At 42.2% G+C, this 18,867-nt stretch carries 10 protein-coding genes; 8 read left to right on the top strand and 2 right to left on the bottom strand.

Going from position 1 to position 18,867, the window contains the following annotated elements; genetic code table 11:
* The first annotated feature begins 49 nt into the window (after positions 1–49).
* From K348_RS0104480 to uxuA, 4 genes are all read left to right on the top strand, one after another.
* Complete coding sequence (locus tag K348_RS0104480; RefSeq protein WP_231496746.1) at positions 50–3,115, top strand: SusC/RagA family TonB-linked outer membrane protein; 3,066 nt, start codon at positions 50–52, stop codon at positions 3,113–3,115.
* Positions 3,116–3,144: 29 nt separating this feature from the next.
* The gene (locus K348_RS0104475; protein ID WP_029903331.1) at positions 3,145–4,926 is read left to right on the top strand and encodes a RagB/SusD family nutrient uptake outer membrane protein; all 1,782 of its coding nucleotides are present in this window, start codon (positions 3,145–3,147) and stop codon (positions 4,924–4,926) included.
* Positions 4,927–5,051: 125 nt separating this feature from the next.
* Positions 5,052–6,341, top strand: a complete 1,290-nt coding sequence (locus K348_RS0104470) for a glycoside hydrolase family 99-like domain-containing protein (RefSeq protein WP_029903330.1) — start codon at positions 5,052–5,054, stop codon at positions 6,339–6,341.
* A 34-nt stretch (positions 6,342–6,375) separates the two neighbouring features.
* Positions 6,376–7,587: a mannonate dehydratase gene (gene uxuA / locus K348_RS0104465; RefSeq protein WP_029903329.1), complete on the top strand. Its 1,212-nt coding sequence runs from the start codon at positions 6,376–6,378 to the stop codon at positions 7,585–7,587.
* Positions 7,588–7,680: 93 nt separating this feature from the next.
* On the opposite strand, the gene K348_RS0104460 is transcribed toward uxuA, so the two are convergent.
* The gene (locus K348_RS0104460) at positions 7,681–8,598 is read right to left on the bottom strand and encodes an AraC family transcriptional regulator (protein WP_051697622.1); all 918 of its coding nucleotides are present in this window, start codon (positions 8,596–8,598) and stop codon (positions 7,681–7,683) included.
* A 463-nt stretch (positions 8,599–9,061) separates the two neighbouring features.
* Here K348_RS0104460 and K348_RS18355 point away from each other — a divergent pair, with 463 nt between their 5' ends.
* Genes K348_RS18355 through K348_RS0104445 form a run of 3 tightly spaced genes read left to right on the top strand, consistent with a single transcriptional unit; the run spans position 9,062 to position 13,093 of the window.
* Entirely contained in the window at positions 9,062–10,306 is a 1,245-nt protein-coding gene (locus K348_RS18355; protein WP_029903326.1) for a PmoA family protein, read from the top strand.
* 21 nt (positions 10,307–10,327) lie between these two features.
* The gene (locus K348_RS0104450) at positions 10,328–11,704 is read left to right on the top strand and encodes a Gfo/Idh/MocA family protein (RefSeq protein ID WP_029903324.1); all 1,377 of its coding nucleotides are present in this window, start codon (positions 10,328–10,330) and stop codon (positions 11,702–11,704) included.
* Positions 11,705–11,728: 24 nt separating this feature from the next.
* On the top strand, positions 11,729–13,093 hold the full coding sequence (locus K348_RS0104445; protein ID WP_029903322.1) for a putative oxidoreductase C-terminal domain-containing protein: 1,365 nt from the start codon (positions 11,729–11,731) through the stop codon (positions 13,091–13,093).
* 198 nt (positions 13,094–13,291) lie between these two features.
* Here K348_RS0104445 and K348_RS0104440 read toward each other — a convergent pair whose 3' ends face one another.
* Positions 13,292–16,033, bottom strand: coding sequence for a TonB-dependent receptor (locus K348_RS0104440; RefSeq protein ID WP_231496745.1), 2,742 nt, complete (start codon positions 16,031–16,033; stop codon positions 13,292–13,294).
* Between the two features lie 298 nt (positions 16,034–16,331).
* On the opposite strand from K348_RS0104440, the gene K348_RS0104435 reads away from it, so the two are divergent.
* On the top strand, positions 16,332–18,824 hold the full coding sequence (locus K348_RS0104435) for a DNA translocase FtsK (protein WP_029903317.1): 2,493 nt from the start codon (positions 16,332–16,334) through the stop codon (positions 18,822–18,824).
* Positions 18,825–18,867: the final 43 nt, after the last annotated feature.

Here is an 18,867-nt window from a genome sequence, read left to right as displayed (position 1 = left end):
GAATAACATATCTAACCTAAAGGTTAAGTGTATATTATTACTTAGTATAATGCTGATTGCAGGAAGCAATTTATTGTATTCGCAGCAAGCGGCAGGAATGGTAACGGGAACTGTCAGTGATAACAGCGGAGCGCCTATAGCAGGCGTCAGCGTTAGCATCCAAGGTACTACAAAAGGTACCATGACAGACCTCGAAGGAAACTTTCGCATCCACATGGCTCAAGATGAGACGGTGTTAGTATTCAGATTTATCGGTTTCCAGACCGAAGAAATCAATGTTACAGATAAGACCGGCCCTCTGAGCGTGGTATTATACGAAACTGCAGAGCAACTGGAAGAAGTGGTGGTAGTAGGATACGGAACCGTAAAGAAGAAAGACCTTACCGGTTCTGTTTCTCATATAGGCAAGGAGATAATGGAAAACAAAGTTGCAACCAATTTTGTAGACTATCTCAAGGGTAGTGTTGCCGGCCTGAGGGTTACTGTAGATAATACAGCAGCCGGAGGAGGCTCTATGCAGATCAGGGGTCCGGCATCTCTCAAAGCTTCAACAAGCCCGCTGGTTGTACTCGACGGAAATATTTACTATGGTAATATATCTGATATAAACCCCAATGATATAGAAAGCATCGACGTGTTGAAGGATGCCAGTTCTGCCGCTATTTTCGGATCGAAAGCATCGGCAGGCGCTATAATGATCACAACAAAAAGGGGAACCAGCGAAAAACCGATAATAAATGTAAGTGCAAAATTCGGGACAACCAAATCGCGCACAATGCCAGCAATGCCTACACCCGAACAGTATTTGCAACGTCGTGCCGATTACTTTATAACAAATGATTATTTTGCTCCCGAAAAAGATAAAAAACCACTGGGATATTACAACGATCCATATAACTTGCCATCAGGTGTAACGATGGAAGACTGGGCAGCATATGAAGGAGGCTTCTCGGGCGATTATATAGAAACTTGGCTGACCCGCCTCAGTTTTATTCCTGACGAAATAAACAATTATAAGGCAGGTAGGACTACCGACTGGAGAGATGCGGTATACCGTACAGGATTTCGCCAAAACTATAATGCTTCCATATCGGGCAAATCCTCCCGGGTCAACTATTTTATTTCTCTGGGAAGAACTGATAATGAAGGCTTCAAGGAAGGAGATGAATTTAAAGCTACCAGAGCGCGTGTCAATCTCGACGCAGATATTCAGAAATGGTTCAAGTTTGGTATAAATGCTCAATTTTCAGACAGGGCGAATGAAGGTATAGTAGCCGATACAGGTCAAGCCGATACTATGAGCCCCTATCTAATGGCATACAATGATGACGGCACACTGAATAATTTTCCCTACAATGACGGGCGTTCATCGAATCCTTTGCTGGCACACTATGTTAATGATAAATTCCATAAAGCCCAGACGCTGAATGCAACTATCTACGGTATGCTGACATTGCCATATGGAGTGACATTCAGGACAAATTTCACTAACCGCTACGGCTGGAGAAAAAGTTATAACTATACTTCCGAAATTATACCGTCTACACCAAAAGGAGGCAAAACAAACAGAGAAGAGTTTTCGGACTATGAATGGTTGGTAGATAATATATTGAGATGGAATTATACTTTCAATAAAATACATAATATTGACCTTACATTCGTAGCAGGTTCCGAAAAGTACCAGTTCTGGACAACAACAGCTTCTAATCAGGGATTCAAACCTAATGGAAATCTGGGATACCATAATCTCGACGGAGGTGTATTACCAAATACAGGTGCATCCGATGAAATTCAGACCGGTACAACTTTATTGGGCAGAGTCAACTACGGACTAATGGATAAATACCTCTTTACGGCCTCGGTACGCCGCGACGGATTTTCTGCTTTCGGAGCAAGAAACCCGCATGGCACATATCCCGCATTCGCAGTTGCATGGCGATTATCAGAAGAAAGCTTTATTAAAAACAGAGCACTGGACAACCTGAAGCTACGATTCTCGTGGGGCGAAAATGGAAACAGGGATTTTGGCCGCTACAAAGCACTTTCGAAACTTAATCTTACCGACCATATTCAGGGAGGAGAAACCGTATCAGGACTATGGACTGATAATATGGCCAATAAATCGCTGAAATGGGAGAGAACACAAGCCTTTAACTTAGGCCTCGATTTCGGCTTTTTCAACGGACGGCTGAGCGGGGTAGTAGATATATATTCCAACAAAACTACAGATCTCATATTAGACAGGGCATTACCGAATATAACAGGCTTCAGAACTGTTATCTCCAATCTGGGAGAGGTAAACAACAAAGGTATAGAACTTACTCTAAGCAGTGTAAACCTCAATATTCCTAAAAAAGTGCATTGGTCTACAACCTTTATATACAGCGCCAACAACAATAAGATCAAGCACCTGTATGGCGACATGGTAGATGTGCTCGACAATGACGGCAACGTAATAGGCCAAAGAGAAGGCGACGACCTGACAAACGGATGGTATATCGGTCATGGCATATATACGCTGAGGGATTACAAGATGATAGGCATATGGCAGCTCGGAGAGGAAGAAGAGGCGAAGAAATACGGGAAACAACCCGGTGACCCGAGGCTTCTGGACGTTAATGAAGACGGCGTACTCGACGAAAGAGACAAACTGTTTATGGGCTCGAGAATACCTCGCTATCATATGTCGCTGCGTAATGATTTTACCTTCCTGAACTGTATTAATCTGTCATTCGTATTCAGAGGAGAATTTAACTACTGGGGCGAAGACAGCATGCCGCGCAATTACGACGGCCGTTATTACGACAGGTTCAACTCGATATGGACCGAGTACTGGACACCGGACAACCCGTCTAATGAATATGCACGGCTGGGATCGAACAGTGCCAATCCTAGTGTAAGAATATGGAAGAAAAGAGACTACATACGCTTGCAAAATGCATCTTTAGGATATATCTTCCCTAAAAAACTTCTCAAAAAGGCTTCTATCGAAAATCTCAAAGTAAGCCTTAATGTAGACAATGCTTTTGTAATTACAGACTGGAAATACTATGATCCTGAAAATATAGGGACATCTCCCCGTATGTTCACTCTCGGCATAGATATCACATTTTAAGAAGAACAATTATTAAACAAATAAGTAAGATGAATACTTTAAATATAGTAAAAAGTTCTATCATAGCGATTGGCCTTATCACTATGGTATCGTGTGTTGACCTCGATCCGAAGCCATTATCTTTCTATGCTCCCGAAAATACTTACAATACAAAAGAAGGATTGGAAGCCGGACTCAATACATGCCGCAAACAGATAAAATGGGAGTGGTTCGGCGATGCTTTCAGCAATATGAATCCCTTGGTATCTGAATACGCATATTCAGATATGTCGGTGATGGGCTCTCCCGAAACCAAAGAAATACATAATCTGGAAATACAATTGACTCCCGAATCCAGTATCGATGCGTACTTACGGTATTGGGAATATTGCTGGAACGGCATCAAGTATGCCAATACCATTGTCACCCGGGTAGAAACAGTAGAAGGCATATCCGAACAGGATAAGAATGCCCTGCTATCGGAAGCCTATTTCCACAGATCATACTGGTACTATCTCCTGACTCATCAGTGGGGTGATGTGCCGTTAGTACTGGAAGAGGTAGCAGAACCAAAAATCGATTTCGTTTCTTCATCCAGATTAAAAATTCTTCATCAAATGAAATCCGATATGGAATTTGCCGTACAATGGCTCCCTAAAGAGGTAGTCCGCGGAGGAGTAAACAGAGCGGCAGGGGAACATCTGCTAACGAAGCTCTATCTGGCTGTAGGTGAATTCCAGAAAGCTGTCGATTCGGCTACACGCTGTATCAACGATAACGGCTTGTCGCTAATGAAAACCCGCTTCGGAACAAATGCAAGCAATGCAAGCCTCGATGTTTTCAACGACCTTTTCGGCGAAGTAAACATCAGTGACAATGCCAACAAAGAGGCAATTTTCGTATTACAGGAACGATACGGCTTGTTGGGGAATGTACAAGGAAACGGCTCACAGCGTATGCGTAATTATGTTCCTTACTGGAGCAACGGAGCCGCAGTAAGAACGCCGGACGGAAAACAAGGGACGACCTACGATACAGGCCCTTATGACGGATACGAACAATTGGCAGAGCTCGGACGCGGCATATCCAAAATACGCCCAAGCAACTATCACCAATACGAGATATGGAAAAACTGCGGTAGTGATATGCGCCGCAATAACAATAACTGGTATGATATATCAACGTTGAAATATAACAGGCCTGCGTCTAAGGGAGGTAGTGCAGAATGGTTCGGAAAACCTGTACAAAGACAATATGTAACCGATACCATGCGGTGCTACTATTCATTCCCGAGAGTAAAGGTATTGATATATAAAGATGACATCAATAAGGGAAAAACTCCTTCGGGTGGATTTACCGATCAATATGTATTCCGTCTGGCAGAAACGTATCTGATGAGAGCCGAAGCCTATTACTGGCTCAACAATATATCTAAAGCGACAAGTGATGTAAACGAAGTGCGCGACAGGGCAAAGGCACCGAAATTATCGGCAGTTACTCTGGATGATATATTGGATGAACGGGCACGCGAACTCTTTATAGAAGAGCATCGTAAGACAGAACTTACCCGCATCGCATTCATTATGGCACAACTGGGCAAAGACGGATACAACCTGAAAGACTTCAGCAAAAAGAACTGGTATTACGACAGGGTTATTTTAAAGAATAATTTCTACAGAAAAGAATATTTTTATTCTACAAATCCGTTTGTGATAAGACCTTATCATGTACTTTGGCCGGTTCCTCATACAGCCATTACAGCCAATACCATGGGGCGCATCAATCAGAATATAGGTTATCCGGGTGCTGAGAATAATATTCCTGTGGAGTAAAAATATATGGGTTAATGTATATAGATAGAGTTATTTAGATATTTATCATTCTGAAGCCGGAAGATTTCCTCAATAATTATGTCCGGACTTCAGAATGATAGATTAGTCACTCAATTTTAATTTATATGAAAAACTATTTTCTGTTACTGTCCTTCATTATAGTATCTTTTTCTATTACTGCTCAGAAAAAGACAGAAGCCAAAGTCAGCCGTCTGCCGGATGACCTCGAAACTTTGGCAGGAGGCACGCAATATTTGAAAAAACCCGACGGATTAACGGTAGCATCCTATGTTTTCCCAAATTATCATGCATCGGCTCTTCACAACAAGCTCTATGCACCGGGGTGGACAGAATATAACCTGATAAGGAGTGCACGCCCATGGTTCGACGGGCATCAGCAACCGAGAACACCTTTACTCGGAGAATTGGATGAAAGCCTGCCGTCTACGTGGGAAGTATATAACGACCTTTGCAAAAAAAGCGGCGTAGATGTCCTCATCTGGGACTGGTATTGGTATGGGGGGAAACCATGCCTGCACGAAGCTCTTGAAAATGGGTTTCTGGAAGCAAAAAATACAAACGATGTAAAATTTGCCTGCATGTGGACAAACCACCCGTGGTATATCCTCTACCCTACCAAGAAAACCGACGGACAGAATGCTTATCCACCCAGCTATGATGCACCGGATTTTTCATACGAAGAGGCTTTCCGAAGCCTTACATACATTATCTCACGATACTGTAATCTCGAAAACTACTGGAAAATAGATAAGAAACCTGTTATATGCATCTGGGATGCACGCCGGCTTGAAGCCAAGCTCTCACTCGATGGGGTAAAAAAATTATTTACCGACCTGCGGGAGTATGCCCGACATCTGGGACATCCGGATCTGCATTTCCATGTTACAGGATTCAGTACCAAGAATATGGCTGGAGCAGGATACAATACGGTCGGTTCTTACAATCCGCTGGACTGGATAGCGGGACGTTTTCAACCGAAGGACATCGAATTGCCCGACTACGGAATTGCCGCTGCAGATGTAGCCTTTAAGTTATGGGACGAACACCGTATGGAATTCGACATACCGTATATTCCGTCTCTGGGTGCAGGCTGGGATTCGACACCCCGCTATATCGCACCTGATCAACGTCCGTCAAAACCGAATAAAGATCAATGGCCGGGATGTACCATATTCAGGAATGAAAGTCCGGCAGCATTCAAAGCCTTTGTCATGTCTTCATTCTCATATCTGAATAAAAATCCTGAAATTCCGAGGTTCATAACCATTGCCTGTTTCAACGAATGGTCGGAAGGGCATTACCTATTACCCGACAACAGATTCGGATATGGCATGCTCAATGCGCTTGGCGAAGCATTAGGCAAAGAAAACTTACACACAATGCATCAGAAATAAAATCGATAAAGAAAACAATCATTAATTAGGTAATATGGCATTAGAAAAAACATGGCGCTGGTTTGGAGTTAACGATTCGGTAACGTTGTCACAACTAAAACAAATAGGAATAGAGGGCATTGTAACCTCCTTGCATCATATTCCGAACGGGGAAGTATGGACAAAAGAGGAGATAATGAAAGTAAAATGCGAAATCGAGTCGTGGGGTATGCGCTGGAGTGTAGTAGAGAGTTTGCCCGTGTCGGAAGGAATAAAGACTTGTTCAGCAGATAGGTGCAGGCTGATAGAAAATTATAAGAGGTCGATTCGCAATTTAGGAGAATGCGGCATTGATACTGTCTGCTACAATTTTATGCCGGTACTCGACTGGGCACGAACCGACCTTCATTATAAAGATAAAAACGGCGCCGAATCGATGCTGTTCGATTATCTTGTTTTTACCGCTTTCGATATTCATATACTTAAGCGCCCGTCTGCAGCAGATGATTATCCGCAGGATGTGAGGGAAAGAGCACGTGTACTGGCAGAAAATATGACTGACGAAGAAAAGGAAAAACTGGCACACAACATAATTGTAGTTACACAGGGCTTTATCAACGGCACTGTGGGAGATGTGGAAGATTACAAACAATTGTTCCTGAAATATCTGGAACAATATAAAGATATCGATTCGGGACAACTGCGGAAAAATCTCTCTGCTTTCCTATCGGATGTGCTGCCGGTAGCCGAAAAATGGGGCGTCAATATGGCTATTCACCCTGACGACCCTCCTTTTCCTTTACTCGGGCTACCGCGTATTGCCAGCACAATAGACGACTTCAAGTGGATAGTGGAACAATACGATTCCATTGCGAACGGTATCACTTTATGTACAGGCTCGCTATCGGCTAGGGAAGACAACGACCTTGTAGAGTTTGTGAAACAACTGGGAGAAAAGATACATTTTGTTCATCTGCGCAATACACAAAGGCTGAACGGTAGAAGTTTTTACGAATCGGGACATCTCGAGGGATCTATAGATATGTACGAAGTAGTGAAAGCCTTGCTCGAAGAACAGAAAAGAAGAATAAGAAAAGGGCGAAAAGATGTTCGGATGCCGTTTCGTCCCGATCATGGGTTAAGAATATTAGATGATTACAACCGTAAGGCAAATCCGGGCTATCCCCTCATCGGACGGATGAAAGGGATGGCCGAAATATGCGGTTTGGAAATGGGTATAGAAAAGGCTGATAAAGCATGTTTTTAAGATTCCGTTCTGATTTGCATCATTGCACTGCTAACCAATGATGCTTATTATGCGAATCCCTCTTCCTCATTCAACCGTAGGAAGAGGGATTTTTTATATTTCCTCCGGTTCTTCTACAATGACCGGACGCATATCCCGCTTAAATTCTTCTATATATTCCGATGGAGTAAAGCCCGTTATTTTCTTGAAATGCCTGTTAAAATTAGAAATATTATTATACCCGCATTCGTAGCAAATCTGCGAAATAGACATATCGCCGCCCAGCAACAGGTTGCAGGCATATTTAATTCGCAATTCATTTATATACAACATCATCGGCTTCCCTGTTTTTTCTTTAAAATAGCGGCAGAAAGCACTTTTATTCATACCAGATATATCCGAAATTTCTGATAATATAACAGGCTTGTGATAATCACGGTTCAGCTTACTTAATACCTTTGTGATGCGTGAGTCTCCATACAGCAGCGGATCCGGGTCGATGCTATCACTGCTAAGCACCCGTTTATATGACGTTTTGCTCATTAGGGAAAGAATTTTGATACATTCGAGTAGCCTTTCCAGACCCGACATATTCAGCAACTTTTTTATGCGTTTGCGGATAATATCATTCTCCCGTTTTTCGAAATAGATTCCTTTCTTCGCCATATCCAGCATCCCTTTTATTTTCTGGAATTCGGGATAATACTGAATGGCATGGTTGAAAAAATCTTTTGAAAATTGTATTGTAATAGCATGCACACGCAGCTCGGGATTGCCCTCATAATATTTATCATCATTGCGGTACATATGCGGAAGATAGCTTCCGAACAGCACCAAGTCTCCATCGGTGAACGGCTCTATGTTATTCCCTACAAAGCGTGTGCCCGAGCTTTTAATGACATACACTATTTCATATTCATTATGGAAATGCCACGGATACTTGAAGTAGTCGTAATCGCACCACTTTATTTTAACCGGAGAGCCGGAAACAAGCCCAAGCTGCTCATGCATTATTTTCACTGTAGTTTTCATAATATTATTTTCAAGGCATATATGTTTCTGTTGATTATAATCCGGAGATAGTGCTATCTCTTTTCATATAGATATCCTATCCGAACAAGGATAAGTATAACGAATTACGGATTGAATAATTACGAGCGAAGACGTGCTCTGTCTCCCGCAATAATGTGTCCCTCTTAAGGCTTAAAAAATATCGAACTGATTTAGGTTTATTACCTGTAAATATAATAATACTTTAAATGTCTCCCAAAAATTTAAATGTTTTTTACTACTCCGTTTAGTTGTATTAACTTAAACTTTTATGAGAATTATCACACTTATTTTATCTTTTACCTTTATTTGCTCAGAGTCTATAGTTAATGCAATTATTGTATAAGCATTTGCGAATTTAGTATTTGAAGGGATTTGTTTTAATTTCGATATTTGTTATTGTAAATAAGAATGTACTAACCGCTAAATTTTGATACTATCCAATATGAAAAAAATAATCATTATCGCTTCCTTATTTCTGCTCTCCACCTATTATATAAGCGGAAAAGAAATAGCTACAATTGTGGTCGATGCCGGAGCTTCAGACAGATATGAGACCCCCGTCAATATATCGCTCGATGCTATAACGCTCGAAGCCGATTCAAGTCTGGTTTTGTATGAAATGATAAATAAAGAAAAGGTTCCTGTAAAGTACCAGATCGAGCAATCACAAAGCGGCCGTATACTATCGTGGATAATATCCTCCCATACCAAAGCAAAAAGCAAACGCAGGTATATAATTGAAAACGGCAAGCCGGAAAATTTCGACAATGTGATAAACATAAAGAAATCGGAAGATGCCATACTGATATCTTCGAGTGAGAATAAAGTAATGGAATACCATTACGGAGTAAAACTTCCGCCCAAAGGCGCAAAATATGAATACCGCCGCAGTGGATTTATACATCCCCTTTGGTCGCCTACCGGCGAAGTACTGACAAACATACAGCCTCGCGACCATTATCATCATTACGGCATATGGAATCCATGGACACGGGTAACATTCGAGGGAAAATCCGTCGATTTCTGGAATCTTGCCGACGGGCAGGGAACTGTAAGGTTTAAAGCTTTCAACTCTATGACAGGAGGCACGGTATACGGAGGGCTGAAAGGTATTCAGGAACATGTTGTATTCAAACCGGGATATGAAAAGGTAGCCATGAACGAAACTTTTGCAATCAGATTATGGGATGTAAAAGATGAACAGAACCGCAAAGTATGGCTGTGGGATTTCTCCTCTACAATGAATTGCGCTTCCGAATCTCCGTTTATTATCAATGCTTACCGTTATGCCGGATTCAGCATACGGGCAACTCCCGAATGGAATACGTCTACAAGCACTATCCTTACATCGGAAGGTAAAACAAGGAAGGATGCCGACAATACCGTCGCCCGCTGGATGTTTTGTAACGGAAAGGCCGGAGGAAATCAGTCGGGAATACTCTTCCTAAGCTATCCTACTAACTTCAATTTTCCGGAACCTATACGTGTATGGCCAGAAAGAGATAAGGATGTATATATGAACTTCAATCCGGCGAAAACTAAAGACTGGCCACTGATGCCGGGGAAAGACTATACATTGCAGTATAGGGTGGTAGTTTACAGCGGTGAAATGACAGCCGAAAGGGCAGAACAGTACTGGCTGGACTATGCTAGTCCTCCACGTATAACAGTAACTATGACCAAATAATAATACTATAAAAAACACGATATGACAACATCCAGAAGAGACTTTATAAAAAGAGCGGCAGCCTTAGGCGCAGGTTCTTTCATAATGCCGACTATCATTCCGGCAAGTGTACTGGGAAAAGATGCGCCGAGCAATAAGATAAATGTAGGGGCCATTGGGGTAGGCCGTATATCACGGGGACACGACTTGCCGGGTATATGGAAATATGATTTCACAAAGATAATGGCAGCATGCGATGTAGACAGTGTAAGGCTGGAACAGGGTAAAGAACTGATAAATAATTATTATGCAAAAAAGACGGGCAAAGCGTATAATGGAGTAGCTACTTACGAAAACTATCTCGATATGCTCAACAATAAGGATATCGATGCTGTAGTAATCAGTACTCCCGACCATTGGCACGCGAAACAGGCTATAGACGCTGTATATGCCGGAAAAGATGTATACCTGCAGAAACCTGCATCATTAACAATTGAGGAAGGGCGCCTCATGAGTGATGCAGTGAACAGGACAGGACGTATATTTCAGATCGGTAGCCAGCAGCGTTCGTGGAAACAGTTCCGTGAAGCAGTCGAATTTGTCCGCAACGGCAGGATTGGCGATCTTATCTCATGTGAGGTAAGACTGCCCGGGGACCCGGCCGGAGGCAAGACAAACGAGATGCCTGTTCCAAAGCAGTTGAATTATGACTTGTGGATAGGGCCTACCCCATATGTTTACTATACAGAAGACCGTGTTCATCCGCCAACAGGCTACGGAAGGCCGGGCTGGCTGAGATGCGAACAGTTCGGTGCCGGAATGATTACGGGTTGGGGCACCCACCATTTCGACATTGTACACTGGGCGATGAATCTCGAACATTCGGGGCCTGTAGAAATAAGCGGAAAAGCAACATTCCCTACTTCGGGGCTATGGGATGTGCACGGAAATTTCGAAACGGAACTTCTATATCCGAACGGAGTAAAAGTATACGGCTTAACCGAAAACAATACCGACAAGCCAAACGGAATATTATTTAAAGGCACCAAGGGCTGGATATTTGTCAGCCGTGGCGACCAGCAAATTACAACAAGCGATCCGACATCTCCTACAAAAAAATCGAAAGCAATAGATGCAAGCGACCCTAAGATACTGGCCCCTCTAGGCGATGGAGCATGGAGAGTGCCTGAAAGTAAAGACCATCACGGCAACTGGCTCGAAGCAGTAAAGAACCGTACCCAGCCGATAGCCCCGGCAGAGGTGGCACATCGTTCGTGTACAGCCTGCCTGTTGCAGCATATAGCTATGAAGCTGCAACGGAAATTATACTGGGATCCTATCAGGGAACGTTTCAAAAACGATGATGAAGCAAACAGCATGATATCGAGACCTCAACGCGCAGGGTTCGAGATTCGTTAAAACTCATCTATAAAACGAACATATATGATAAAGTATTATACAATATTTCTGATAGGATTGTTGTTTGCTGCATGTACAAAAGACAGCGGGAAATCCGACAAGGTGACGCTTATTATCCTCGATCCGGGGCATTTCCATGCTGCCCTGCTGCAAAAGACGCATAATCCGCAAATCGATGAAGGATTCCATGTATATGCACCGGAAGGAGATGAAGTGAATGAATATTTATCCAAGATAGAAGGATTCAATGCCAGAAGCGAAGAACCAACTCATTGGAAAAAAAATGTTTATCTCGGCAACGATTTCTTAGAGAAAATGCTGGAACAGAAACCAGGAAACGTGGTTGTTCTGGCAGGGAATAATAAGAAAAAGACCGAATATATATTCAAGTCGATAGAGGCAGGTCTGAATGTTCTGGCAGATAAACCCATGGCGATAAATACCGAAAACTTTAAATTACTGGAAGATGCTTTTAAGCTGGCAGAAGAAAAAGGCGTATTGCTTTACGATGTAATGACCGAACGTTTCGAAATAACGACCATACTGCAAAAAGAATTCTCAATGGTACCGGAACTATTCGGAACCATGCAGAAAGGTTCGGCCGAAGAGCCTGCCATTGTGAAAGAAAGTGTACACCATTTCTACAAGGATGTTGCAGGAAGCGTACTGAAAAGGCCGGCATGGTTCTTCGATGTGGAACAGGAAGGCAACGGAATTGTGGACGTTACCACACATCTTGTCGATCTTGTACAATGGGAATGCTTTCCTGAGCAGATTATAGACCGTAATAAGGTAAATATATATCAATCGAAACAATGGCCGACAGTCCTCTCTAAAGAGCAGTTCAAAATGGCAACGGCAATGGACAAATACCCGTCTTATCTGCAGAAAGATGTAAAAGGAGATTCATTATATGTGTTATCAAATGGTGCATTCAATTATACGATAAATGACATCCATGCCAAGATCAGTGTGATATGGAACTATCAGGCGCCGGCCGGAACAGGGGATACCCATTACTCTATTATGCGGGGATCCTTATGCAACCTTATTATATTGCAAGGCAAGGAACAGGAATATAAACCGACGCTTTATATCGAACCTGTAAAAGGCAAAAATTATGAAGTTCTTAAAGCAGCCCTCGATAAATATTTACCTACACTACTGAAAAAATATCCGGGAATATCTCTCAAGCACGGAGATAACAGAAGCGAAGTTATTATACCGGAATCCTATAAAGTCGGACACGAAGCTCATTTCGGACAGGTTGCCGCCAACTATCTGCAATATTTGAAAGACGGTAAACTTCCGGAGTGGGAAGTGCCCAATATGCTGACAAAATATTATATCACAACCAAAGCACTCGAATTATCTCAGATGTCTGATTAATTTCCTACGACTGCAGCCTCTGTAAGTAATCTGTGAATTAGATACGGAGGCTGTTTATAAAAGAAATATTATCATCCAAAATAAGAGTTTAAATAGAGCAACGATTCTCGATAAGGCTGTCTGTGAAGACGTCCTTATTTTTTTCCGATTATAAATAAAAAAATCCGCAACTCAACGTTACGGATTCTGCTATATCTCTTAGAACATAGGGCCTCCACCTCTGCGTCCGCCTCCCGGAGGGCCTCCACCCGGAGGACCATAACGGCGGCCTCCTTCTTCAGGCATATCAGCCCTCTTCGCACCACCTTTGAAAGACTGGAAGCGAATGATAAGGTTGACCATAAAATAGCTGGTGATAGTATTCGTTGTTGAATATGTTATACTTTCAGCATTCGATGAACGCGATATATTACTTCTGTCCTGTAATATGTCGTAAATTTTGAAACGAAGCGTGGTAGGAAGCGTTGTCTTCGAATCGCCCGAATTGAAACTTATATTAAACTGCTTCGATAAAGAGGCATTCCACAGCCATGAATTTTGTTGATATCCTGATTCGTAACCCGAATTGGATGAATAATTCAAATTGCTCTCCAATGTGAAATTATAGGGTAAGTACCATGTGAAATCACCGAAGCCTCCGTAATTGTAAATAGCCTGGTTCCTATCTTTAGACAAACTGTGTTTCGTATCTTCATAGGTAATATTACCACCGATATTAAACTGCAGTTTGTCGGAGTTAAATTTCAGGCGCAGATCTTCACCTATACGGTATATATTCGCCGTATTTTTCTGAGGGTCTGTATCTTTACTCGAAATAAAGGTATTATCCCGTGTATAATTACCGAATGTACCCGTATTGATAGAAAAACTTTTATTTTTTAGCGGAGTATTGTACATGAAGCGGAAGAATCCGTTCATATTACCGGATATATTTTCATACGTGCTTGTCCTCCCACCATTGTCTGCCCAACTGGATACACTCACGATATCGTTCGTTATATATTGGAATCTTGCAAAGGCCATGATAGAAGAAGCATTCTCGGGTATATACTTCTGGTAACGCAGGTTTACATTATGACGGAAACTCGGTTTCAGGTTAGGATTACCTCTTGTGGTATCCGTAGCATTCTGGCTGATAATACCGTCGTATAACTGGTTTGTACTTGCCTGACTGGTGGATCCGTCATACCGTATACGCAGATTATGCCTTCTGTCCCACAAATAGTTGAATTCCATTCGCGGTGCAAAATTAAGGAAATTCCTGCGCGGATCGTTTCTTTCTTCCATATTCGGTTGTGTAACCTTTGTCTTCGAACTCGACGGTTCCAGCCCTGCACCGATTGTATAATTGTATTTTTGCCTGCGCGCCTGAAAACTGAGTGATATGTTCTGGTTCAGGAAGTCATTCTGGGTATTACGTGTATAGTCTTCCGCTACCTTATTGTAGTTTCCTGTTCCGTCGTTTTCATACGTTTTTTTATCCGTTTCGGAATGATTATTCCGGATATTATATGCCAGCTCCAAAAAATTACCACGCCCTATCGGCTCCAGATATGAAACACGTGCACGCCAGTTATTGCTGTTGTTTTTCTGATCCGAAATCTGGTCTAATAGCTTCTGTTCTCCGGTATTTACATAATCGGTAAGGGAATAGTTTGTGCCGTCAGTGTCTCCGTCACTAAGTCCACCTGATAATTCGAAGGTAATCGAACGTCCTTTATTATTCAGTTTTCTGTTTATTAACAAGTTGCCATTCAAGCTGAAAGTATTGCCATCCGAAGAAGAAGTGCTGGTAGAAGACATATTCTGATTCGGTGCATCGAAATTCTCCCTCAATGATGTACTCAATGATGAATTATCTGTCTTGTTAAATGAAATATTTGGAGTAAAAATAATTTTTGTCAACGTATCAGGTGTCCATTCGAAACGGAAACGCGAGCGAAAACGACCGTTTTTATTATTAGATTCCGACATACCGTTTTCGGTCATATTGCGCGATGAATACTCTCTGCTGGTCGTAGAGGTGAGGTCATTGTCGGTATGGCTGTAATAAATATCTCCGTCGAATTTAAATTTCTCGGATGTCTCGGAAGCAATATTCAACCCCACTTCTTTTGTTTCGGTAAGACCTCTGCCCCCACCGCGTGAATTAGCATTCTCATTATTGTTATTATTTATATTCCCCAGCACCGAAATTCGGGTATCTCCTCTGGCATGGTTTACAAAGCCGTTTCCTTCGTATCGGTCTTTATTCCCGTATCCGGTAAGTAAATTAGCCAGTGTTCCCTGTTTCATATCTGGCTTTACGACCAGATTGATAACAGTCTGTTCTTCCCCATCGTCGAAGCCTGTTAGTTGAGCCATATCGGATTTCTTATCCAGCACCTGCAGTTTTTCCACCATTTTGGCAGGAAGATTCTGTGATGCAGTTTTAGGGTCGTCACTAAAAAATTCCTTGCCGTCTACAAGTATTTTGGTTATATCCTTTCCGTTTACTGTAATCTTTCCGTCGGCATCGATCTCTGCTCCGGGTATCTTCTTGATCAGGTCTTCGAGCACAGCACTTTCCTGAACCTTATACGAATCGGCATTGTATTCGGTTGTATCCCCCTTTATAATGATTTCGGGAGCTTTGGCCTCTACTACGGCTTCTCCCAACAATATCCCGTCTTCTTTCAGATATACATCACCAATGGTTCTTTTTTCCCTTGTATTCACATTGAAATATTGTTCAACATAACCCAAAAAAGATACATGGACAAGATAGTTGCCAGGCTTTACAGCCACGCTGAACTTACCTGTTGCATTTGTGGCCGCACCTGTTACATAGGCACTATCTTTTTGATTCATTACTCTTATACTGGCAAGTTCTATGCCTTCCTTGGTAGCATCGTCAAATACTGTACCTGTAATATTTACTGTCTGAGATTGCGCAGTCAATTGAAAAAATAAGCACAAAAAAATAAGTAGGACACTATTCCTTTCCATTATTCCTGTATATATGATTTTTTATTTACCTTGACATGTGTGACTGAAAAAATTAGAAAAGGTTTAATTTAAATTGTTTTTTTTAGTAAAAAAATCTCCACGACCTGCAAATTTTATATAATTTATGATTTTAGGGCTATTGTAAAAGAAGAAAACTCCGCAGCATTCCTATTTAAAAAAGCGTTATATTTGTAGTTAGATTTTTGAATAATAAACCAAACTTAGATTATCCTTTTCGCTTCACCATCATATGGCAAAAAAAACTGTTCAGAAAAAGAAAACACCAAATAAAGGCTCTTTGTTTTTAGAGTTCATAAAAAAGGAACGTACCAGATTTTTACTGGGTGTGTGCCTTGCTTTCATAGGCGCATACATCCTCCTGGCAGAGATATCGTTCTTCGGAACGGGAGCTGCCGACCAAAGCAAAGTTGAAAACAGATACTTCCTCGACCTGCTCACCCAAAAGCAACAGATCAGCAACTGGACAGGAGTTGCAGGGGCATTTATAGCTGAAATATTTATCAATAAATGGTTCGGGATATTTTCTATGCTTATTCCTGTTTATTTCATCCTGATGGGACTGAAACTGATGCGGGTAATAAAAATATCGGCCATACGGTCTTTCCTGCTCATTGCTTTCGCCATGATCTGGGGATCGATAACAAGCGCTTTTGTGCTTTCTTCACTATTTAGCGACAGCCATATAATATGGGGCGGGGCGCACGGGCAGTTTATAGAGGATAAGCTGGAAGCTGCACTCGGCATTCCGGGAGTAATAATGATCATTCTTTTATTGCTGATTATATTCCTCATCATTACAAAGAAAGCATCTATGGAGTTTTTCCGCGGACTGTTCAAAAATCCGTTGAAAAACAATTCATCGGACAGTTTCGATCCGGAAGTCAGCAATTTCTATGAAGAAGAAGTGGAAGAAGAGCCGGTGAAAGAAAAGAAAAGCTGGTTTGCATTCCTGAGAAGGAAAAAAGATAAGAATGATATCTCAGAAAATGAGGATGAGGCAGACGTTATTATACCTGATAAAAAAGTTTTGCCGATCGAGAAGGTGAAGCCGCAAAAGGCAACCACGGTGAAAGTGGATAACGAATTCGAGGTGGTTGTGCCTAAAGATGAAGAATTTGTTCAGCCGGTAAAAAATACTCCGAAGACAGAACCTGTAATTCCATTGGTGAAAAAAACCGATATGCCCGACGATATTCTGCCCGAAGGTGAAGAAATGGAAGAATACGACCCGACAAAAGACCTGTCTAATTTCAACTTCCCTTCTACTGCTCTGTTGAAAGTATATGACACTACCGGAAAAGGGGTGGATATGGATGAACAGAATGCCAATAAGAGCAAAATTATTACTACCCTGCAAAATTACGGTATTGAAATTACTTCCATTAAGGCAACCGTCGGCCCTACAATCACACTATATGAAATAGTACCGAAAGCCGGAGTACGCATTTCTAAGATCCGTAATCTGGAAGACGATATAGCACTGAGTCTTTCAGCACTCGGTATCCGTATTATTGCACCTATGCCGGGTAAGGGAACGATCGGTATAGAGGTTCCTAACCAAGACCCGCAGATTGTATCCATGCAGTCGGTAATAGCCTCGCGCAGATTTCAGGAGTGTACCTACGACCTGCCGGTGGCATTGGGTAAAACAATTACGAACGAAATATTTATGTTCGACCTGTGCAAGATGCCTCACTTACTTGTAGCAGGAGCCACAGGACAGGGTAAATCGGTAGGATTGAATGCAATTATCACATCATTATTATATAAGAAGCATCCTGCCGAAATGAAGATGGTGCTTGTTGACCCTAAAATGGTGGAATTCAACATCTATTCTACAATTGAAAAGCATTATCTGGCTAAACTGCCCGATGCTGAAAAAGCCATTATTACAGATGTAACAAAGGTAACCCAGACCCTGAATTCACTGACTAAGGAAATGGATGACCGTTACGAACTGCTGATGAATGCAGGTGTGCGTAATATTAAAGAATACAACGAAAAATTCAGGAAGCGCCGCCTTAACCCATTGAAAGGGCACAGGTTCCTTCCATACCTTGTTATTATAATAGACGAGTTCGGCGACCTGATAATGACCGCCGGAAAAGAAATAGAAATGCCGATAGCGCGTATTGCGCAAAAAGCACGTGCGGTAGGTATGCATATGGTTATCGCCACGCAGCGCCCGACTACAAATATCATTACGGGTACGATAAAGGCTAACTTCCCTGCACGTATGGCTTTCCGTGTAACTTCGCAGATAGACTCGCGTACAATTCTCGATATGTCGGGAGCTAACCAGTTGATAGGACGGGGAGATTTATTATTCTCTCAGGGTAGCGATCTTGTGCGTATACAGTGTGCATTCGTAGATACTCCTGAAGTGGAAGGCATAGCACAATACATTGGTAATCAGCAGGGATATTCCCATGCATTCGAACTGCCTGAATATGTCGGCGATGCCAGCGAAGATAAAATAGGAAACATCGACCTCAACGACCGAGACCCGCTCTTCGACGAGGCTGCCCGACTCATTGTAGTGCATCAGCAAGGGTCGACATCGCTTATCCAGCGTAAATTCTCGATAGGGTACAACCGTGCCGGACGGCTGATGGATCAACTTGAAGCGGCAGGCATTGTAGGCCCGACACAGGGCAGCAAGGCGCGTGATGTGCTTATTGCGGATGAATACAGTCTGGAGCAAAGGCTCAATTCTTTTTAGAAATTATCGGTTTATATATAATAGAAAAAGAGGTATCCTAATG

Origin of the sequence: Prevotella sp. 10(H), from assembly GCF_000711235.1 — a bacterium.
In the GTDB taxonomy this organism is placed as follows: Bacteria; Bacteroidota; Bacteroidia; order Bacteroidales; family Dysgonomonadaceae; genus Dysgonomonas.
The sequence above is the reverse complement of the archived record's forward strand: the minus strand, read 5'-3'. Positions and strand labels throughout refer to the sequence as shown.